The organism is Aliiroseovarius crassostreae (genome assembly GCF_001307765.1).
In the GTDB taxonomy this organism is placed as follows: domain Bacteria; phylum Pseudomonadota; class Alphaproteobacteria; order Rhodobacterales; family Rhodobacteraceae; genus Aliiroseovarius; species Aliiroseovarius crassostreae.
In genome coordinates this window covers 157,979-177,476 of the sequence record NZ_LKBA01000001.1, presented here as the reverse complement: position 1 = coordinate 177,476, position 19,498 = coordinate 157,979, and the positions used below count along the sequence as shown (strand labels likewise).

At 57.5% G+C, this 19,498-nt stretch carries 16 protein-coding genes and 3 pseudogenes; 9 read left to right on the top strand and 10 right to left on the bottom strand.

Annotation, left to right across the window (positions count from 1 at the left end; all coding sequences use genetic code 11):
- The first annotated feature begins 3 nt into the window (after positions 1-3).
- Complete coding sequence (gene flgH, locus AKJ29_RS00985; protein ID WP_055187317.1) at positions 4-732, top strand: flagellar basal body L-ring protein FlgH; 729 nt, start codon at positions 4-6, stop codon at positions 730-732.
- Between the two features lie 13 nt (positions 733-745).
- Positions 746-1,246 carry a flagellar basal body-associated FliL family protein gene (locus AKJ29_RS00980; protein ID WP_055187316.1) on the top strand — a complete coding sequence of 167 codons (501 nt, stop codon included), beginning with the start codon at positions 746-748 and terminating at the stop codon, positions 1,244-1,246.
- A gap of 19 nt (positions 1,247-1,265) precedes the next feature.
- On the opposite strand, the pseudogene AKJ29_RS18520 reads toward AKJ29_RS00980, so the two are convergent.
- The 8 genes and pseudogenes from AKJ29_RS18520 to AKJ29_RS00930 form a co-directional block, all read right to left on the bottom strand.
- Positions 1,266-2,028 (bottom strand): annotated as a pseudogene (locus AKJ29_RS18520) (IS5 family transposase).
- Between the two features lie 67 nt (positions 2,029-2,095).
- Positions 2,096-2,934 (bottom strand): annotated as a pseudogene (locus tag AKJ29_RS18515) (IS5 family transposase).
- 147 nt (positions 2,935-3,081) lie between these two features.
- A pseudogene (locus AKJ29_RS19115) lies at positions 3,082-3,351 on the bottom strand (transposase); the annotation flags it as partial.
- 140 nt (positions 3,352-3,491) lie between these two features.
- Positions 3,492-4,595, bottom strand: coding sequence for a flagellar basal body P-ring protein FlgI (locus tag AKJ29_RS00950; RefSeq protein ID WP_055187314.1), 1,104 nt, complete (start codon positions 4,593-4,595; stop codon positions 3,492-3,494).
- Positions 4,592-5,599, bottom strand: coding sequence for a flagellin (locus AKJ29_RS00945; protein WP_055187313.1), 1,008 nt, complete (start codon positions 5,597-5,599; stop codon positions 4,592-4,594). The genes AKJ29_RS00950 and AKJ29_RS00945 overlap by 4 nt, the downstream gene beginning before the upstream one ends.
- A gap of 15 nt (positions 5,600-5,614) precedes the next feature.
- The gene (gene flgK / locus AKJ29_RS00940; RefSeq protein WP_055187312.1) at positions 5,615-7,072 is read right to left on the bottom strand and encodes a flagellar hook-associated protein FlgK; all 1,458 of its coding nucleotides are present in this window, start codon (positions 7,070-7,072) and stop codon (positions 5,615-5,617) included.
- Between the two features lie 29 nt (positions 7,073-7,101).
- The gene (locus tag AKJ29_RS00935; RefSeq protein WP_055187311.1) at positions 7,102-8,415 is read right to left on the bottom strand and encodes a flagellar hook protein FlgE; all 1,314 of its coding nucleotides are present in this window, start codon (positions 8,413-8,415) and stop codon (positions 7,102-7,104) included.
- A gap of 113 nt (positions 8,416-8,528) precedes the next feature.
- Positions 8,529-9,368, bottom strand: a complete 840-nt coding sequence (locus AKJ29_RS00930) for an OmpA/MotB family protein (RefSeq protein WP_055187310.1) — start codon at positions 9,366-9,368, stop codon at positions 8,529-8,531.
- A 223-nt stretch (positions 9,369-9,591) separates the two neighbouring features.
- Between AKJ29_RS00930 and hmgA the strand changes: the two genes are divergently transcribed.
- The 3 genes from hmgA to fahA are packed head-to-tail and all read left to right on the top strand — an operon-like array spanning position 9,592 to position 12,860.
- Positions 9,592-10,944 carry a homogentisate 1,2-dioxygenase gene (hmgA, locus tag AKJ29_RS00925; RefSeq protein WP_055187309.1) on the top strand — a complete coding sequence of 451 codons (1,353 nt, stop codon included), beginning with the start codon at positions 9,592-9,594 and terminating at the stop codon, positions 10,942-10,944.
- Positions 10,945-10,957: 13 nt separating this feature from the next.
- Positions 10,958-11,593 carry a maleylacetoacetate isomerase gene (gene maiA, locus AKJ29_RS00920; protein ID WP_055187308.1) on the top strand — a complete coding sequence of 212 codons (636 nt, stop codon included), beginning with the start codon at positions 10,958-10,960 and terminating at the stop codon, positions 11,591-11,593.
- Positions 11,594-11,600: 7 nt separating this feature from the next.
- On the top strand, positions 11,601-12,860 hold the full coding sequence (fahA, locus tag AKJ29_RS00915) for a fumarylacetoacetase (RefSeq protein ID WP_055187307.1): 1,260 nt from the start codon (positions 11,601-11,603) through the stop codon (positions 12,858-12,860).
- Positions 12,861-12,877: 17 nt separating this feature from the next.
- On the opposite strand, the gene AKJ29_RS00910 is transcribed toward fahA, so the two are convergent.
- On the bottom strand, positions 12,878-13,444 hold the full coding sequence (locus AKJ29_RS00910) for a DUF2585 family protein (protein WP_055187306.1): 567 nt from the start codon (positions 13,442-13,444) through the stop codon (positions 12,878-12,880).
- Between the two features lie 52 nt (positions 13,445-13,496).
- On the opposite strand from AKJ29_RS00910, the gene AKJ29_RS00905 reads away from it, so the two are divergent.
- The 4 genes from AKJ29_RS00905 to AKJ29_RS00890 all read left to right on the top strand — a co-directional run bounded on the left by AKJ29_RS00905 (position 13,497) and on the right by AKJ29_RS00890 (position 18,234).
- On the top strand, positions 13,497-14,447 hold the full coding sequence (locus AKJ29_RS00905) for an MBL fold metallo-hydrolase (protein ID WP_055187305.1): 951 nt from the start codon (positions 13,497-13,499) through the stop codon (positions 14,445-14,447).
- A gap of 167 nt (positions 14,448-14,614) precedes the next feature.
- Positions 14,615-16,225 carry an FAD-dependent oxidoreductase gene (locus tag AKJ29_RS00900; protein WP_055187304.1) on the top strand — a complete coding sequence of 537 codons (1,611 nt, stop codon included), beginning with the start codon at positions 14,615-14,617 and terminating at the stop codon, positions 16,223-16,225.
- Positions 16,226-16,230: 5 nt separating this feature from the next.
- Positions 16,231-16,434 carry a DUF2783 domain-containing protein gene (locus tag AKJ29_RS00895; RefSeq protein WP_055187303.1) on the top strand — a complete coding sequence of 68 codons (204 nt, stop codon included), beginning with the start codon at positions 16,231-16,233 and terminating at the stop codon, positions 16,432-16,434.
- Between the two features lie 360 nt (positions 16,435-16,794).
- Positions 16,795-18,234, top strand: coding sequence for an aldehyde dehydrogenase family protein (locus AKJ29_RS00890; RefSeq protein WP_055187302.1), 1,440 nt, complete (start codon positions 16,795-16,797; stop codon positions 18,232-18,234).
- 102 nt (positions 18,235-18,336) lie between these two features.
- On the opposite strand, the gene AKJ29_RS00885 is transcribed toward AKJ29_RS00890, so the two are convergent.
- A complete protein-coding gene (locus AKJ29_RS00885; protein ID WP_055187301.1) occupies positions 18,337-19,464 on the bottom strand; it encodes a beta-ketoacyl-ACP synthase III in 1,128 nt (375 codons plus the stop codon).
- Positions 19,465-19,498 lie beyond the last annotated feature (34 nt).

Here is a 19,498-nt window from a genome sequence, read left to right as displayed (position 1 = left end):
AATATGCGTTACTCCCCCCTTCTGTTCATTATTGTCATCGCAATTTCTGGCTGTTCCCGGTTGGAGCAGGTTGGCAAAGCACCTGATCTTAGCCCGGTAGAGGTCAGCTCCGAGCATCAGGCCATGACAACTGCGGCACTTCCTGTCGCCAAAGATCCCAAAAATTCAGTCACCCGGGCATCAACCTGGAGCAGAGGCCGACAATCCCTCCTTGGAGATCGACGCGCGCAGCAAGCCGGGGACATTTTAACCGTAGTCATCGAAATTGATGATCGTGCCGAACTGTCCAACAGCACCTCGCGCAGCCGAAATGGTGCCGAAACCATGGGACTGCCATCCCTGTTTGGCATCCCACAGAATATCAACAAGGTTATGCCAGACGGGGCCAGCATGGCATCAGCCGTGGATTTCAGCTCAACCAGCACCTCATCTGGAAACGGGAACGTAAAACGCAATGAAAAGTTAAAGCTCCGCGTTGCGGCAACCGTTCTGGGGACGTTGCCAAATGGCGTTCTCAAGATTCAAGGCACCCAAGAGGTGCGGGTGAATTTCGAGCTGCGCGAATTGTTGGTGACCGGATTTGTGCGACCAGAAGATATCTCGCGCAAGAATGAAATCCCCTACGACAAGATCGCCTCGGCTCGTATTTCCTATGGTGGTCGAGGCCTGATTTCAGATGTTCAGCAACCTCGCATCGGCCAACAGGTTGCAGACATTATCCTTCCATTCTGACCAGGGGCTTCCAATGGGAAAAATCCTACCAGTTCTTCTTGCTATGATTGGGCTCGGCGCAGGTGTCGGTGCAGGCATCGCTCTGCGCCCTGCACCCTCCGAAGTGGTGGAAATCAACCCGTGTGGTGACATTCCAACTGAAACCAAATCAAACCTTTCGGAGGAGAGCTCCTCAGAGGAGGGCGCCCCCAGCAGTGACTTCGTCAAAATGAACAACCAGTTCGTTATTCCGGTTTTGGGCAACGGCCAAGTCAGATCTTTGGTTGTCTTGTCACTTAGTTTGGAAATCGCACCCGGGGGCAGCGAGGAATTCTATCAACGTGAACCTAAGTTGAGGGACGCATTCCTGCAGGTGCTGTTTGATCACGCAAACCTGGGTGGTTTTGACGGCGTATTCACCGAGGCCGGGAAACTGGACGGGTTGCGCTTGGCTTTGACAGAGGTCGCAGAAAAGATCATGGCAACGGAAATCTTTGAGGTGCTGGTTACCGATATTGTGCGCCAGGACATCTGACAGGTCCTAGGGTGTAGACTCATAAGAGCCAAATGACTGTTGCGGCGATGTGGGCTGCTACCAAGAAGGTTTGTTGGCATCGAAATGTTCGCAGGCTGAGTTGTCGCCAGTCCTTCAATCGGTTGAACATGCGCTCGACGATGTTGCGGGTTTTGGAGAGGTCTGCGTCATATTCGAATTGCATTTTTCGGTTCTTTCGAGGCGGGATGCAGGCGGTTGCCTTGGCGTCGCTCAGCCAGTCGCGCAGGTGATTTGCGTCGTAACCTCGGTCTGCAATGACTGTGCGGCCTTTGGTGATATATGACTCAAGGCATTGATTTGCATTAGTAATATCGGCTCGATGCCTGAGGTCAGATGCAGATGGACCGGCTTGCCACTGCCATCGCACACCAGATGCAGCTTTGAATTCAACCCGCCTTTTGTCTTGCCGATATCCCGTCCTTCGCCGGTGTTTTTTTGGCACCATTGGCTGCGATGCGATGGGTTTTGACATGGCTGGCGTCGATCATCAGCGTGGAAAGATCTGCCGTCTCCCGCGCCAAAGTTTCGAACACATGCTCGAAAACGCCTGCTTCAGACCATCGTTTCCAGCGGTTGTAGAGCGTCTTGGCGGGGCCATATTCCGGCGGCACATCGGACCAGCGATAGCCTCGCTGAATGCAGAAAATGATGACCGATAACACGCGCCGGTCGTCGACACGCGGAACACCGCGCGGCGTATTGGGCAACAAGGGCCTGATTTTATTGTACTGTTCTTCGGTGAGCCAGAAATGCGACGACATGAAACCTCCCAGATTTCACATCTTGAATCACATCAACGTTTATAGGTCTACGCCCTAGGCTCAGGCCTCATAACCAAAACATAACTGTTGCGGCGAGAGCGATGGCCGAGGGGAAGACTTTGGGGCATCTGTCATATCGGGTGGCGACCCGCGGCCAATCCTTCAGACGCGCGAACATGATCTCGATCACTGCCCGGCAGTGCATTGCGCAGCAATGTCACGAGAGGGGCGATTGCGGCGCTTGTAGCGGCGTTTGTCGTATTTGATGGGTTTCTTTCGTGCCTTTCGGCCCGGGATGCAGGGCCTGATCCCCTTGTCTTTCAAGGCTTCTCGGAACCAGTCGGCGTCATAGCCGCGGTCCCCCAGAAGCCCCTGGGCTTTGGGCATGTCGCCCAGGAGCGCCGCCGCCCCTGTATAGTCGCTGATCTGGCCCGCCGACATGAAGAACCGGATTGGCCGCCCGTTGGTGTCGGTGATGGCATGCAATTTGGTGTTCATACCGCCTTTGGTGCGCCCTCCCTCTCGGGACATTGCTGCGCAATACCCTGCCGGGCAGTGATCAGGCGCCCACGCCCCCCTTTTTGACGCCCAGACTGGACGCTGTACGATGGGCTTTCAGATAGGTCGCATCGATCATGATCGTCGTCAGGTCCGTCGCTTCCGCAGCCAACCCTTCAAAGATCCTGGCAAAAACACCCATCTCGCTCCAACGTCTCCAGCGATTATAGAGCGTCTTCGGCGGGCCGTATTCCCTGGGCGCATCGCACCACCGTAAGCCATTGCGATTGATGAAGATTATCCCACTCAACACCCGCCGATCATCAACCCTCGGCTTGCCATGGCTCTTGGAAAAAACGGTCGCAGCCGCGCCATCTGTTCGTCGGTCAGCCAAAAAAGATTGCTCATGATACCCCCTGAAAGTCTGGGGGGGGGTGAAGCATGCGACCAATGCGATCTCAAGCCGATTAATGGGGCCTGAGCCTAGGGGCTCCGCCCGTTTGTGCGCTTGAACGATCCACTGGATCGTTCATCACTTCATGAACCGGTTCAAACTCCCTTCGCTGCTTCAGTCAATATGAGCTTGTCCAATGTCAGAGCGGACACCACCCGCCGCAGCCGTTGGTTCTCCTTCTCAAGCTCCTTCAAACGCTGGAGCTGAGACCGACCCATGCCGCCATACAGCTTGCGCCATCGATAAAACGCCTGTTGCGTCACGCCGATCTGGCGCACCGCCTCAGAAATCGTCATCCCTTGCACTTGCAGAACTTCAACTTGCCGAAGCTTCGATACAATCTCTTCGGGCTTCTCTCGTTTTCCAGCAATCGCTGATCCTCCAACTTGCGGGACAAAACTATCCCAGTTGCTGGACCACTTCCAGGGGGCTACTCTACGTTCACCTGAGACAGGGAAAAGTCGAAACGCTTTAAATTTCGGGGGAATTACCCCACCGGTGGTCCGTAGTGTCAACGGACCACGAAATCTGCATGAAGAGCCCCTGCAGCTTTGATACTTTTCAAGATATCTATCATATCCCTTGGGGAAACGCCCAATGCGTTAAGCCCAGCGATAACTTCTGACAGAGATGTCCCCCCATCCACTTCCGCAAGGCCAACACCGGGCTCCTCCACAATATTTGCATCTGTCCGAGGTACAACAATGGCCTGCCCATCAGTAAATGGGTTCGGCTGCACAACCAAAGGCGTCTCTTGAATACGCAGCGTGAGGTTGCCCTGTGACACCGCAACTCTGCTGATCCGCACGTCTTCCCCCATCACAATCGTACCAGACCGCTGGTCCACCACAACACGGGCCTTGCGCTCTGGCTCGACCCTGAGGTTTTCAATGTCGCCCAGCGCGTGAGCAGGCGACAACGCGCGCGTTTTGCTGATGTCTACAATCACAGTGCCACCATCAAGCATTCTGGAAACCACCCGTCCATACTTTTGGTTGATCACATTCTCAATCCGCTCGGCTGTTGTGAAATCTGGAGTACGCAAAGCGAGGCGGATAGATTTAAGTTTGGTAAAATCAAAATCCAGTTCACGTTCGACCCGCGCACCGGCTGGAATAACGCCACTGGTGGGAACACCTTGAACCACTTTCGCACCATCCCCCTCAGCCGAGGCACCACCTGCAATCACCGTTCCCTGGCTGACCGCATAAATTTCCCCATCTGCCGCATTCAGGGGGGTCATAATCAGTGTCCCCCCCAGTAAGCTTTTAGCATCCCCAATTGCCGAAACCGTCACGTCAATCTTTGATCCTGCCCGTGCAAATGGCGGCAATGCGGCTGTGACAAACACTGCTGCAACATTCTTGGGCCGAAACTGCTCACCCGTAATGTTCACACCGAGGCGTTCCAAAATATTGGACATGATGTCTTCGGTAAACGGAGCATTTCGAATGCCATCCCCCGTTCCATTCAACCCGACAACCAGCCCATAGCCGATCAGGTCATTTCCGCGAACGCCATCAAATTCAACAAGATCCTTAATTCGGATCGTATTAGCCTGCATCGACATGGCTGAGACGAGGAGGAGAAAAATAGCTGCAAGTATCTGTTTCATCGCATGAAATCCGTGAAATTCAGTTTCGACATACGCGCCGTAACAGTGTAGAGGCTTTCCAGTTGGGAATAGGCCGCCTGAAGCTCTGTCGCAGTATCGTAGGGATCTGCCGAAATGAGATTTGAGCGTGTAATTTCAAGGGCTGACTTCTCAGCCTCATTTCGGGTTTGGGCAGCATCCACGCGCGCTTCAACAGCACCGATCCCCGCACGTGCAAGCACAAGCCCGTCATTTGCGCTCAAAAGATCCTGCGCCGCAATCTTCGTCAACTCAATCTGCTGCTCGACACTGCCATTCAGCGCCCCCTCAGCCATCACTGCACTTTTGACAGTTGCTTTCAAAACGTCCTTGATAGACTGGTCATTAGCGCGAATTGTCAGATCAGCGACCTCACCATTCCCCAACCGAATTGGCCCCATCGGATTGTCAGAGCCGAGATAGGCCATGGTAGCGAATCCCCCAGCGGGATCATCAAACCAGGCATCAATACTAGCAGAGATGTCGGCCGCATTGGTGTCACTTGCAATTGCAACCATAATTGCTTCGAGCATCTCTTCGCCACTGACCAACGGGGCCTTATCCGTTGCGGCACCAGCAAACAGGGAGCGCCCCATGACATCGGTATTCAGCTGCGAAACGGCAGAGTTAAATTTCTGCTTTGCATCCATTGCCGTTGTTTGCACCATGGTAACATTTTTCGAGCTCGTCGCCGTCAGCATTCCGCTCACCAGGTCTTCACCCTGGCTTTGAATGGTTTCGAGCGCGATCTGGGTCGTGTTCGCCAAGATAGCCGCTTCGTCCGTAGCGGTTTTATATGCCAGCAGGGTTTGCAGATCGTGCTCTATTCCTGCAATCGGGCCAAAATCACCAGACACGGCACGGCTTATGTCTGTCTTCAGACCCGTTGTCAGCTCTACACCCAGACGGCTCATCTCTGCCCGGAGCTTCGCCCCCTGTGAGCGAGAGTGGAACGCGGTGGCCAAATCACCAAAGGTCGTAAACATTTCGGTGCCTCCTCGTTAGATACTCAGCAATGCCTGGATCATCTCATCCGCCGCGGTGATCACCCGCGCATTGGCGGCATAGGCTTGCTCAATCATCATGAGTTTTTGCATTTCTGCATCCGTATCCACCCCCTTGCTCAACTCCATTTGCTTGAGGGAACTGTTTTGTGCCGACGAGAAACTGTATTGTGCTTCCGCCTCTTTCAAATCGGCCCCAACGATGGACAGCATATCTGCCGCCAAGCCCGCCGATGATCGCGCCGCGCCCAGGAAACCACCCGAGGTTGGTGCCTTTGCCCGGCCCATAGCATCAGCAAGTTCGTTGATGAGAGTGGCATTTCCAGCCTCTCCCTGTGCTACTGCCCCCAACCCATCACGAATGCGCCACACAGCCCCCCCTTGTGTGGGGTCAACAGCCGCGTGTAGGGAAATACGTGCTGACAGGCCAAGTTCCGTTGCGAGATCAAGGGCATTTCCATTGTCAGTGAACAATCCTGGATCCCCCACGGCCCGCGTAGCATCCACCGCTGGATCCTCGAACCTTTCCATCAGATCGCGGGCAAAACCATCCAGTCGTTGCTGGGCATCCACGGCGAGCTCATCCCTGACCTCAAACTCCGCCGCCAGCGACCCGCCGGCGATCGGGCTTCGATCACCGCTTGTGCGCAGGGGTTGACCATTCATTGTCAGACCAGACAATGCTCCGCTTGCCTGGGTCATTTCGGGAACAATCAAATTGACGGTCGAGAATTCAAACTGAGCCGCTTTCCCTTCCAGAACAATGGCACCGCCGGTGGTTACCAGCGCCACTTTTCCATTCTCTCTTGGCAGTTGTTTTAGCGGCAGGATTGACGACATTTCGTCAATGGTTTTCTGGCGTATATCCATAAGGCCCGAAGGATCGACACCTTGAGTACGCGCCTGTTGGATCTTGGCATTCAAGGTTTCGACCTGTTTGAGGCCCGTATTCAACTTCTCAACCTGCAGCGCGATATTCTGGTCAGCCTCCAAACGTTGCTCCTGCACCTTGTCGGAAACATTGTTGAGATTCGTTGCCACGTTGTTTGCCGCATCCACCACCGCGGACAAGCGCGCCTCACTGCCAGGCTGCGCGGCTGCTTCCACCAGTGCCGCATCAAGTTTCGCTATGCGACCGGAAAGCGAACCGGGGTCATCCGGCGTTCCCAATGCCATTTCCAATGACTTGAGGAATGCAGAAGTCGTACTGTCGTACCCTACGGCCGCATCGGTCAGCCGGCGATCCCCCAAAAGCACTTCGTCGGTATGTCGCGTCACCCCCTCGACGAACACACCGGCTCCGGCTCCAGCGAGTGTTCGCGAAGAAAGCTCCAATGACCGAGGGGCGTATCCCTCGGTCATGGCATTGGCCACATTGGACGACACAAGGCTTGCCGCCCGAGATTGCGCACTTAGCCCTGAAAGAGCGTTGTGCATGGTGCTTGTGATACTCATATCTCAACCTCCGATGACCACCCCGGAAGTTACCGTTTGATATTGGTGGTCTCCTGCAACATTTCATCAACTGTCTGAATGACTTTGGCATTGGAACTATAGGCACGCTGGGTCTGGATCAGTGAAGTCAGTTCACCTGCCACATCCGTGGTGGACCCTTCGCGCGCAAAACCAATCACTTCACCTGTCGGGCCGTCACCTGCATCCCACATGAAGAAGGAACCGGACTCGGGGGACGCCTGATAAGCTTGGTTGGACAGGGATTTCAGACCATTTGGGTTTGGTACATCCACCAGTGGCACCTGATAGATTGTCCGGGTGAAGCCCGTGTCATACGTGGCTTTCAGGAACCCATGTTCATCAATCTCGACCCCGGTCAGATTTCCGACGGGGGATCCGTCTTTGGAAATGGAGGTGGGCGCAAAGCTGTCCGAAAGCTGTGTGAGCCCGTTCGGGTCACCGATTTTTCCGATCGTAAGCGACAGCGGGCCACCATCAACGGTCAGGGCAAGTTCCCCTGTTGCAGCGTCATAGGCACCGCCGGACACCACCGCAACCGAGTTCAAAGTCCCCCCGTCAGCACGGCTGTCATCAAATGTCAGCGTGTATTCCCCAATGACGTTATTGCCGCCGGCGCTGTCCCGGATCACCATGGTCCATTGATTGGATGGCGCGGTTCCCGAGGCGGGCACAACCGGCGTGAAAGAGAAGTCCAATGTTTCGGAGGTCCCGAGGTTGCCGAAATATTCAACGGACAAGGGCAGCGTATCGCCTGCTGCACCTACTTCGGTATCCACCGCCGGGAGGTTGACCCCGAGTTTCAGGCGGGTTGTCGGGTCACCGGCAGTCTGGTTGGTATTGATCACAACTGGTTCAAGCCCGGCTCCGGAATCGCGTGGGAAAGTCCCGACATTTCCGTCTGCATCTGCTGGCCATCCCAGCAGCACCAGACCGGTTTCCGTTTTCAACACGCCTTCACTGTCAGTCCTGAACGAACCGGTCGTGGTCATCATCATCGGACGATCCCCAGTCCCGCTTCCCAAAAACACTTCCTGTGTCACGGGCAACATGCCGCTGCCACCAATGGCGATGTCGAGGGGGTTTGATGTCGAAATCAACGGACCAGTTTCATCAATCAACCGCTGGGTCGACACGCGGACACCGCCCGCCGAATAAGTCCCGGCCCCGGCGGTTCCGCCGATCACCATACTTTGGAAATCCGCGGTCGCCCGCTTGTACCCGAAGGTCGAGGAGTTGGCGATATTGTCGGAAATCGTCGCCAGACGGGTCGCGTTTGAACTCAAACCGGCAACCCCGGCACTCAGCGAGGAAGAAATAGTCATGGTGCGCCTTTCTGCTGCATCAGGTAAGTCAACCCGGACCATAGCGCCCGACCCCTTAACAGCGGCCTAACAGCTACAATCCGAATTTAATTGCTGCGCAGCACCGGCCACCCTCAGGGAGTTTTCTTCCGCAGCAATGTCAGTTCCACCCGATTGTTGCGCAGGGCCATCGGGTTGCGCGCTGCCGGCTTGCGATCGGCATAGCCGGTCACGCGTTGGACCCTTCCAGTTTCCACCTGCTGCGCCTCGAGCAATTCGCGCATGGCCGTGGCTCGATCCCCGGACAGGTCCCAGGCCGTATTTTTAGCAACAACAACGGGTTGCGCACGAACATGTCCCCCAATGGCAATCTCGTTTTCCACCAGCCTGAAGATCCGCGCCATCACCCCTGCCAACTCCTGCATCACCGGGGTCGGCGTGCCGGTTCCTGGCTCAAACAGGGGGTCGCCTTCGATATCAAACAGCTCAATCAGCAGGCCCTCATCTGTCACGCGGGTCAGGATATGACGCCGGGTTGCCTCACTGACCATGCTTTCACCGGATTTCCCGCTGAGAAGTTCCTCGATCTTTTCGATTTCTTTGCTGTCGTGGACCGAATCATCCACCTCACTCCTGCCGGAACTCTCTCCCGCCCGTTTCTCGGTTGGGTTGCGCGGTAGCCCCCCATTACCGGATTGGGCCAGCGTTTCCTCGGAAAAGATCGAATCCCCCCCGAAAGAGCCGGAACCGCCGCCAGACACCCGATTGATCGGGATGGTCGGGCTGAAATAATCCGCGATCCCCTTGCGTTGTTTTTCCGTTGTTGCATTCAACAGCCACATCAAGAGAAAGAAGGCCATCATCGCGGTCACGAAGTCGGCATAAGCCACTTTCCATGCGCCGCCGTGGTGTCCATCACCACCGCCCTTCTTCACCTTCTTGATGATTATTGGCGCTTGTCCATTTGCGCTCATACCACCACCTCATTTTTTACCCGAAAACAGGAATAGCAAAGAGGTGTTTATCCCCGCTTAACCTGTCAAATTGTCGGGATTTTCCGGTCGCTGCCGGGCGACGGTCTGGTCCAGCATTTTGTGACGGGGTGTTTTTCTTGACATCATTGCATTTGCAACAATATTAATTAACGAGCGAAAGGATCGACCGGTTCGCGACGACCGGCAGCAACAGGGAAACGGAATGACCAATCACAATGGCCAGCGTGACATGCAGCGCGCAGTGTCGAATACCGGCACCAATGTCGAATACATGCCCGGCTGGGCCAATGACTTTGAAACGGAGGCCCTGCCCGGCGCGTTGCCGCAGGGCATGAACTCTCCGCAGAAATGCAATTACGGTCTTTATGGCGAGCAGCTTTCGGGCACAGCCTTTACCGCCAACCCGCCGGAACGCACGTGGTGTTACCGGATCCGCCCGTCGGTGAAGCATTCTGCCCGCTATACCAAAGTGGACATGCCATATTGGAAATCCGCCCCCTGCATTGACCCGGATGTGATCTCACTGGGCCAATATCGCTGGAACCCGGTTGAGGCGACAGAGGGGCTGAACTGGATCACCGGCATGCGCACCATGACCACGGCAGGGGATGTGAACACGCAGGTTGGCATGGCCTCGCATATCTATCTGGTCACCGAATCGATGGTGGATGATTACTTCTTCTCGGCCGACAGCGAGTTGCTGGTGGTTCCGCAGGAAGGCCGCCTGCGCTTTTACACCGAACTTGGCGTGATTGATCTGGAACCGAAAGAGATCGGGATCATTCCACGCGGGCTGGTCTATCGGGTGGAACTGGTCGAGGGGCCAGCGCGCGGCTTTGTCTGCGAGAACTATGGTCAGAAGTTTGAACTGCCGGGACGCGGGCCTATCGGGGCAAACTGCATGGCCAATCCGCGTGATTTCAAGGCGCCGGTGGCGGCATTTGAAGACCGTGAGGTGCCGTCCACCATCACCGTAAAATGGTGTGGCCAGTTCCACAGGACCGAGATCGGCCAATCGCCGCTGGACGTGGTGGCGTGGCATGGCAACTATGCCCCTTACAAATACGACCTGCGCACCTATTGCCCGGTTGGGGCGATCCTGTTTGACCACCCGGATCCGTCGATCTTTACGGTCCTGACCGCCCCGTCAGGCCACCCGGGCACCGCCAATATCGACTTTGTCCTGTTCCGTGAACGCTGGATGGTGGCCGAAAACACCTTCCGTCCGCCCTGGTATCACAAGAACATCATGTCCGAGCTGATGGGCAATATTTACGGCCAGTATGACGCCAAACCGCAGGGCTTTGTGCCGGGCGGGATCAGCCTTCACAACATGATGCTGCCGCACGGGCCGGATCGGGATGCGTTTGAAGGCGCGTCCAATGCGGATCTGAAACCCGAAAAGCTCGACAACACCATGTCGTTCATGTTCGAAACCCGCTTCCCGCAACACCTGACCGAATTTGCCGCCAAAGAGGCCCCGTTGCAGGACGATTATATCGACTGCTGGGACAGCCTTGAGAAGAAATTCGACGGCACATCGGGTGAGAAATAAGGGGAGAGACGTGATGGGGTTGAAGCTCTACACCTACTGGCGGTCGACCACCTCTTACCGGGTGCGGATTGCATTGAACCTGAAAGCTGTGGCCTATGAAAGCCACCCGGTGAACCTTGTGAAGGGTGAGCAGCGCAGCGCGGAGTTTCAGGCGATGAACCCTGGCAAAGGCGTTCCGGTATTAGAATTGGCAGACGGCACGGTGCTGACCCAATCGCTGGCGATCCTCGACTATCTGGATCATGCCTATCCTGACCCGGCGCTTCTGCCCGGCGATCCAGTTGAGCGCGCCCGTGTCATGGCGAGCGCCCATATAATCGCGCTCGACATCCATCCGGTGAACAACCTGCGCGTGGTGCAGCATCTGGACAAGATGGGGCACAGCAAGGCCGACAGTGTTGACTGGATGGTGCACTGGATGACCGAAGGCCTGACCGCTTTTCAGGCGACACTGCCCAAAGGCGCGAAATTTGCCTTTGGCGACCGGCCGACGCTCGCGGATATCTGCCTTGTGTCGCAACTTTATAATGGGCATCGCTGGGGCGTCGACATGGCACCTTTTGCCCGCCTGACCGAAATTGAAGAAACCTGTCTGGCTCTGCCCGCCTTTGCCAAGGCCCGGCCAGAGGCCCAACCAGACGCTGAATGAGGACATCATGAGCCAACTGAAAAAATCCTGGGTGGACAGCGCCAACTCCGCCGAGACGCCCTTTCCCCTGAACAACCTGCCTTACGGCGTGTTCTCGACCGCTGACAGCGCACCACGCTGTGGGGTGGCGATCGGGGACATGATCCTCGATATGGCCGGGGCCGAAGAGGCCGGGCTGATCGAAATCAGCGATGATCCCGTCTTTGACGTGCCGTTCTGGAACGAGCTGATGGAACTGGGGTCTGATGCCTGGGCTGCGTTGCGCGCGCGTCTGGAACAGCTGCTCGGGGAACACTCTGGTGAACGTGGCGCGGTGGAGCCTTTCCTCGTGGCGCAAGCGGATGCCGAGCTGCACATGCCGTTCCTTGTCTCGGAATACACCGATTTCTATGCCGGGCGTCAGCACGCTGCGAACATGGGCGCGATCCTGCGGGGCTCACCCGATCTTCCGGCCAACTGGTTGCATATCCCGATCGGTTATAATGGCCGCGCCTCCTCGGTTGTGGTGTCCGGCACGCCGATCCACCGCCCCAACGGCCAGCGCAAAGCGCCCGACGCGGAAATGCCCAGCTTTGGTCCGTCAATGCGTCTGGATATCGAGCTGGAAATGGGTGCCATCGTCGGCAAACCCTCTGCGTTTGGCCAGCCGATCACCGTGGATGAAGCCGATGACATGATCTTTGGCTATGTGCTGCTGAACGACTGGTCCGCCCGCGACATCCAAGGCTGGGAATACCAACCGCTTGGGCCGTTCCAGGGCAAAGCCTTCGGCACCTCGATCAGCCCGTGGATTGTGACCGCGAGCGCATTGGAAGAGTTCCGCGCGCCCACGCCCGAACGTGAAAAGGAACTGCTGCCCTATCTCGATGGATCAAAAGACGGTCTTTACGACATTGAGCTTCAGGTTCTGATGCAGCCCGAAGGTGCGGAGAAAGTGAGCGTCGTGGGCGAAACCAACTATACCCGCATGTATTATTCGGCGGCCGAACAGCTTTGCCACCACGCTATCGGTGGCTGCGGGATGAATGTGGGTGACCTGCTGGGCTCCGGCACCATCTCTGGTCCGACCAAAACCGAATACGGATCATTGATGGAAATGAGCTGGGCCGGGCGCGAACCCTTCACGCTCGATACCGGCGAGACCCGCACCTTCATCGAGGACGGCGATACGCTCACCCTGCGCGGCGCCGCGAAAGGTGACGGGTTCCAGATCGGCTTTGGCGATTGCACAGGCCAGATCCTGCCCGCGAAAAGCTGGCCGAAATAATGGCGCTGGCGCTCAGATCATCCTGCGGCCGATTGCCATTCGAGGATTGCCTCGGAGGGCATCAAAAGCATGATGATATTGAGCGCCAACCCATCGCGAATAAGCCAGGTGGTCAGCAGCTCGAAGCCGACTATAATGGCAACCGAGGCCCAAATCGGCAGGCGCAGCGCCAGCCAGAAGCCAAGAAACATCACCAACATATCCGCGCCCGAGTTGATCACCGCATCGCCCCAATACTCGCCGGACACGGTGAACTCGCGATATCGGTTGATCACCGCCTCGGTGTTCTCGGCCACCTCCCACGCGCCTTCGATCAGGGTTGCCACCAACAGCCGCCAGCCCAGCGCAAAGCGGCGCATGGTCAGGAAGGTCAGGCCGTAAAACAGAAAGCCGTGGATCAGGTGGCTGGGCGCGTACCAGTCCAAAAAATGCTGCGAGCCCTGCCCGCTGTCATCGCCGGAATACCACAACAGCACATACCCGCAGGGGCAATACAAATTGCGCCCCATCCACAGAAGCGCCGCCAATGTGGCGACAAACACAAAGAAAACGGCCCAGTAGGGCATATGACGTCGATCAAACATGCAGGAACAGAATCACGTTATTCTGTCTGCGTCTAGGAAGGAAAACCCAACCATGGCAAAAGCTTTTGCGTCCCAAGGGGACATGACTGAGAAGAAGATCACCTTTGAAGAGGTGGGGCGCGACATCTATGCCTTCACCGCCGAAGGCGACCCGAACTCCGGCGTGATCATCGGCGATGACAGCGTGATGATCGTTGAGGCGCAGGCCACACCGCGCCTTGCAAACAAGGTGATCGAATGCGTGCGTTCGGTGACGGACAAGCCGATCTCCCACGTGGTGCTGACCCACTATCACGCCGTTCGCGTGCTGGGCGCATCGGCCTTTGGCGCCGATCAGATCATCATGGGCGACACGGCCCGCGCGATGGTCGTGGAACGCGGTCAGGAAGACTGGGACAGCGAGTTTCAACGCTTCCCGCGCCTGTTTGAAGGGCATGAGAGCATTCCCGGCCTGACCTGGCCCACCACCACCTTCTCGGACGACATGACCGTCTATCTCGGCAACCGCCGCATTGACCTGATGCATCTGGGCCGCGCCCACACGGCGGGTGACATCGTGATCCATGTGCCGGATGAAAACGTGATGTTCACCGGCGACATCGTCGAATACCACTCGGCCTGCTATTGCGGGGACGGGCATTTCAGCGATTGGGGCGACACGCTCGATAATATCGCCGCCTTCGACGTGGACGCGATTGCGCCGGGTCGGGGGGATGCCCTCGTCGGCAAAGACATGGTCAACGCCGCGATTGAGAACACCCGCGATTTCGTCGAAAGCACCTACCGCCCCGCCGCCAAGGTTGCCGCGCGCAATGGCACGCTCAAAGAAGCCTGGGATGCGGTGCGCGCCGAATGTGACCCGAAATTCGCCGACTACGCGATCTACGAACACTGCCTGCCCTTCAACGTCGCCCGCGCCTATGACGAGGCCCGCGGCATCGACACCCCCCGCATCTGGACCGCCCAGCGCGATCTGGAAATGTGGGAGGCGCTGCAGGGCTGATCGGCCGCCCCGGCCCCTTATTTTCTGGTTGAAAATATCCCCGCCGGAGGCACCCGACATCACAACATGGACCCGCGCCCGGGAGGGGGCGCTGGTCCGCAAGAAACGCGCCGAACCCATGGCCGCACCAGCGCTCCTGGCCGGTCTCTTGTCGGAGGAGGAACGACATGACAAAAATCTTTGAAACCCCGCTTTATGCCTATAAGCGGAGCCCCGATCAGGACGCCGACACGCAGGTGCGCCGCAAGGTCGTGGTGATCGGCGCCGGCCCCATCGGCCTCGCCATGGGCATCGAAATGGCCCAGGAAGGCATCGAGGTGGTGATCCTTGATGACAATGACAAGGTCTCTTTCGGGTCGCGCGCGGTGTGCTACGCCAAGCGTCCGCTGGAAATCCTCGACCGTCTGGGATGTGGCCAGCCGATGGTCGACAAGGGCGTCGAATGGAACATCGGCAAGGTGTTTTTTGACGACCGCGAGGTGTATCAGTTCAACCTGTTGCCGGAAGAAGGCCACGAACGCCCGGCCTTCATCAACCTGCAGCAATATTACTTCGAAGAATATCTGGTAAACCGCGTGCGCGAGCTGGAAGCCGCCGGCGCGCCAATCGAAATTCGCGGCAACAACAAGGTCACCGCGATCGGCACGCATGACGATCATGTCACGCTGGAAATCGACACGCCGGACGGGCCGTATAACCTCGAAGCGGAATGGCTGGTGCCCTGTGACGGGGCCGGATCGCCTGCGCGCAAGATGCTGGGGCTCGACTTTGTGGGCCGCGTCTTTGAAGACAACTTCCTGATTGCCGATGTGATCATGGAAGCCGGGTTCCCGACCGAACGCTGGTTCTGGTTCGACCCGCCCTTCAACCGAGGTCAATCCGCCCTTCTGCACAAACAGCCCGACAATGTCTGGCGCATTGACCTGCAACTGGGCTGGGACATCGACAAGGAAGAAGAGAAGAAACCGGAAAACGTCATCCCGCGCCTCAAGGCGATGCTGGGCGAGGATGTGAAGTTTGAGCTGGAATGGGTGTCGATCTACACGTTCCAATGCCGCCGGATGGAAAAATTCCGCCACGGCCGCGTGCTGTTTGCCGGGGACGCCGCCCACCAGGTCTCGCCCTTTGGTGCGCGCGGGGCAAATTCCGGCCTGCAGGACACTGACAACCTGGGCTGGAAACTGAAACTGGTGATGGAGGGCAAAGCCCCCGAAAGCCTGCTTGACAGCTATGACATGGAACGGGTGCATGGGGCGGATGAGAACATCCTGAATTCCTCCCGCTCCACCGATTTCATCACACCGAAATCCGAGATGAGCCGCATTCTGCGGGATGCGGTGCTGGACCTGTCGGAACAGTTTGAATTTGCCCGTCCGCTGGTCAATTCCGGGCGCCTCTCGGTGCCCTGCACCTATGATGGCTCGCCGCTGAACTCGTCCGATGCGCTGGATGGCCCGGAGCGCACCCGCCCCGGCTCTCCTTGCCCGGATGTGCCGCTGGGGGAGGCTTTTTTGCTGCCGAAACTGGGTGGCAAGTTCACCCTGCTGACCATCGACGCAGATGCGCCGGATGTGATCGAGGAAGACGGGATTGAAGTCACCCGGCTGGCCCTGTCGGTCAGGGATGACAAATCCGGGGCCCTCAAAGCCCGCTATCTGGGCGATGCGCCCAGCGGCGTCTACCTGATCCGTCCGGACCAACACGTGGCCGCCCGTCGCCCCAGCTATGACGACAATCTGTTCCGCGCCGCCATTCGCCGCGCCACTGGCAAGGAGTAAGTGACATGACCGAGAATCAACTGATCCTGACCCCGAATATCGACGGCGCAGACGATTTTTATGCCGAGCTTCTGACCGCTCATGAAGGGCTGTCGAAAGAGGATAGCGACGCGCTGAATGCGCGGATTGTTCTGGTCCTGGCCAACCATGTCGGGGACCGCAATGTGCTGTCGGCAGCAATCAACGCGGCCAAATCTGCCTTGAAATAAAAAAACCGCGGGGCGCGTCAGGCGCCCCGCCCATCCCGCTGAAATATCCCTTTCAGACAGAGGGTTCGCGGCTTTGGCATCTCTCTGGCTGTGCGCGATGATCCGCCTTTCAGGAGGGAACATTGCGTTTGGCAAACCGAGCATCCCTGCATTTTCTCAACGCGCTGAACACCGCCTCATTCTTTGGTTTCAACCGTGATCATTCCCGGTCCTTACAACACCTGATCTCCCCGCCTTTTCTTCGCTGTTGCCATTTCCTCAAAAATTTGATCAAATTAATTCAAGGCAAGACCTGCAGGGCTTGCGCCCAGATTTTTTGAATGCAAGAGTGCCACCAAATCCGTCCAGGGAGTCAGGAATATGATCGAGAAACGCGACTTTTACATCAACGGCCAATGGGTCGCCCCGGCCAAGGCACATGATTGCGAGGTGATCGACCCGTCGACCGAAGAGGTCTGCGCGGTGATCTCGCTCGGTGATCAGGCTGACACAGACGCCGCCGTGGCCGCCGCCAAAGACGCCTTCAAAAGCTGGAGCGTGACCTCAAAAGAGGAGCGGCTGGCCTTGATCGAAAAGATCCATCAGATCTATGCCGCCCGGGCCGAGGATCTGGCACAGGCGATGACCCTGGAAATGGGAGCCCCTCTTGACCTGTCGCGCAGTTCTCAGGTGGGGGCCGGCAGCTGGCATATTGCAAATTTCATCGAGGCTTTCAAAGAGTTCGAATTTGATCGGATGCTGGGGGATCACGCCCCGAATGACCGGCTGCTCTATGAACCGGTTGGCGTGACCGCGCTGATCACGCCATGGAACTGGCCGATGAACCAGGTGGCGCTGAAAGTGGTGGCCGCGCTTGCCGCGGGCTGCACCATGGTGTTGAAACCGTCCGAAGTGGCGCCGCTCTCGTCGATTGTCTGGACCGAGATCATGGACGAAGCCGGGGTTCCCGCTGGCGTCTACAACATGGTCAATGGTGACGGGATGGGGGTTGGGTCACAGCTCACCTCGCACCCGGATGTGGACATGGTCAGCTTCACGGGCTCCACCCGCGCGGGCATCGCGATTTCCAAATCCGCCGCCGACACGATCAAACGCGTGGCGCTGGAACTGGGCGGCAAGGGTGCCAATATCATCTTTGATGACGCTGATGACAAGGCCGTGGTGCGCGGAGTGCGTCACATGATGCAGAACACCGGGCAAAGCTGTAACGCCCCCTCGCGGATGCTGGTGCAGCGCGGGATCTATGACCAAGCTGTTGAGATTGCACGCGAAACTGCCGAGAAGACCGCCGTGGACGTGGCGCATAAAGAAGGTCGCCACATTGGCCCGGTGGTGAGCGAGCTGCAATGGGGCAAGATCCAGGACCTGATCCAGAAAGGTATCGACGAAGGCGCGCGCCTTGTCGCCGGTGGCCTTGGCCGCCCGGAAGGTCTGAACAAAGGCTATTTTGTGAAACCCACCGTCTTTGCCGACGCCAACAACCAGATGACCATCGCGCGCGAGGAAATCTTTGGCCCGGTCCTGACCATGATCCCGTTTGACACCGAGGAAGAGGCGATCGAGATCGCCAATGACACGGTCTATGGCCTGACAAACTATGTGCAGACCCAAAACGGCGAGCGTCTGAACCGCGTGATCCGCCAGATGCGCTCTGGCATGGTTGAAGCCAACGGCACCTCGCGCGCCGCAGGCTCGCCCTTTGGGGGTTACAAACAATCCGGCATCGGCCGTGAAGGCGGCGAATTGGGCATCGAGGATTTCCTCGAAGTGAAAGCCGTGTCGGGCTGGTTCAACGGATAAACCTCACCCTCTGAAACAGCAAAGGGCGCGGAGGTTTCTCTGCGCCCTTTTTCTTGCCGAAAATACCTCGGGGTGAGGCGCTAGCCGAGGGGCAGCGCCCCTTTACCCCCGTCGCACCACAACCGACCCCACAGAATAGCCGGCCCCAAACGAACAGATCACGCCGGTATCCCCTGCTGCCAGATCGTCGGAGTATTTTGAGAACGCAATGATCGACCCTGCTGAGGAGGTGTTGGCGTAGTCTTGCAGGATGTTGGGCTGTTCGCCCTCTTCCGGCACGCGGCCCAGCACCTTTTTCCCGATGAAATCATTCATCGTCTTGTTGGCCTGATGCAGCCAGATCCGTTTCAGATCATCCTGCCCGATGCCCAGTTCGTCCATGTGGCCAAGGATGTGTTTCGACACAATCGGCAGCACTTCTTTGAACACTTTGCGGCCGTTTTGCATGAACTGCATGTCACGGCGGTCAGGCAGCGCGCCGCCCTCTTCGCGGGTGCGGCGCAGGAAGCCGTTATTGTTGCGGATATTGTTGGAAAACTGCGTCAGGCATTTGGTGCCGAGGATCTCGAAATGCGCGCCTTTTGCGTCCTCTTTCCGTTCCAGAACGGTCGCCGTGCAGACATCGCCGAAGATGAAATGGCAATCCCGGTCGCGCCATTCCAGATGGGCCGAACAGATCTCGGGGTTGACCACCAGCGCACGGCGCACAGACCCCGAGCGGATCATGTCTGCCGCCGCCTGAATGCCGAACGTGGCCGAGGAACAGGCGACGTTCATGTCAAATGCAAAGCCCTGCGCCCCCAGTGCCTGCTGGATCTCAATCGCAATCGCCGGATAGGCGCGTTCGTGGTTTGAGGCCGCACAGATCACCAGGTCAATCTCATCGGCGAGGACCCCGGCCTTGAGCAGTGCCAGGCCACAGGCCTCCACCGCCATTTCGGCCATAATACCCAGTTCATCATCCGCCCGTTTACGCAGTTTCGGGCACATCTCCATCGGGTCGAGCACACCGGATTTATCCATCACATAGCGCTGATAAATACCTGACGCATTGACGATGAAGTCTTCGCTGGAATGCCCAATTGGTTCTGCGTCGCCCGCCGCAATCGCATCGGCGTTTTCCGCATTGACCCGGTCGGCATAGGCGTTGAAGGCCACAACCAATTCTTCATTGGTGATGATGTCGCTGGGGGTGAAGACACCGGTGCCGGTGATGACGGGTTGGAACATGGGGACCTCCTGATAGGTCCGCTCACTCAAGCAA

Excerpts from the sequence above, each read along its gene's own strand:
- AKJ29_RS00935 (WP_055187311.1), bottom strand. The coding sequence starts at position 8,415 with ATGACTATTTCTTCCTCGCTGAGTGCCGGGGTTGCCGGTTTGAGTTCA.
- flgH (WP_055187317.1), top strand. The coding sequence starts at position 4 with ATGCGTTACTCCCCCCTTCTGTTCATTATTGTCATCGCAATTTCTGGC.
- AKJ29_RS00900 (WP_055187304.1), top strand. The coding sequence starts at position 14,615 with ATGACAAAAATCTTTGAAACCCCGCTTTATGCCTATAAGCGGAGCCCC.
- hmgA (WP_055187309.1), top strand. The coding sequence starts at position 9,592 with ATGACCAATCACAATGGCCAGCGTGACATGCAGCGCGCAGTGTCGAAT.
- AKJ29_RS00950 (WP_055187314.1), bottom strand. The coding sequence starts at position 4,595 with ATGAAACAGATACTTGCAGCTATTTTTCTCCTCCTCGTCTCAGCCATG.
- maiA (WP_055187308.1), top strand. The coding sequence starts at position 10,958 with ATGGGGTTGAAGCTCTACACCTACTGGCGGTCGACCACCTCTTACCGG.
- AKJ29_RS00905 (WP_055187305.1), top strand. The coding sequence starts at position 13,497 with ATGGCAAAAGCTTTTGCGTCCCAAGGGGACATGACTGAGAAGAAGATC.
- AKJ29_RS00980 (WP_055187316.1), top strand. The coding sequence starts at position 746 with ATGGGAAAAATCCTACCAGTTCTTCTTGCTATGATTGGGCTCGGCGCA.
- AKJ29_RS00910 (WP_055187306.1), bottom strand. The coding sequence starts at position 13,444 with ATGTTTGATCGACGTCATATGCCCTACTGGGCCGTTTTCTTTGTGTTT.
- AKJ29_RS00945 (WP_055187313.1), bottom strand. The coding sequence starts at position 5,599 with ATGTTTACGACCTTTGGTGATTTGGCCACCGCGTTCCACTCTCGCTCA.
- AKJ29_RS00930 (WP_055187310.1), bottom strand. The coding sequence starts at position 9,368 with ATGAGCGCAAATGGACAAGCGCCAATAATCATCAAGAAGGTGAAGAAG.
- AKJ29_RS00895 (WP_055187303.1), top strand. The coding sequence starts at position 16,231 with ATGACCGAGAATCAACTGATCCTGACCCCGAATATCGACGGCGCAGAC.
- fahA (WP_055187307.1), top strand. The coding sequence starts at position 11,601 with ATGAGCCAACTGAAAAAATCCTGGGTGGACAGCGCCAACTCCGCCGAG.
- flgK (WP_055187312.1), bottom strand. The coding sequence starts at position 7,072 with ATGAGTATCACAAGCACCATGCACAACGCTCTTTCAGGGCTAAGTGCG.
- AKJ29_RS00890 (WP_055187302.1), top strand. The coding sequence starts at position 16,795 with ATGATCGAGAAACGCGACTTTTACATCAACGGCCAATGGGTCGCCCCG.
- AKJ29_RS00885 (WP_055187301.1), bottom strand. The coding sequence starts at position 19,464 with ATGTTCCAACCCGTCATCACCGGCACCGGTGTCTTCACCCCCAGCGAC.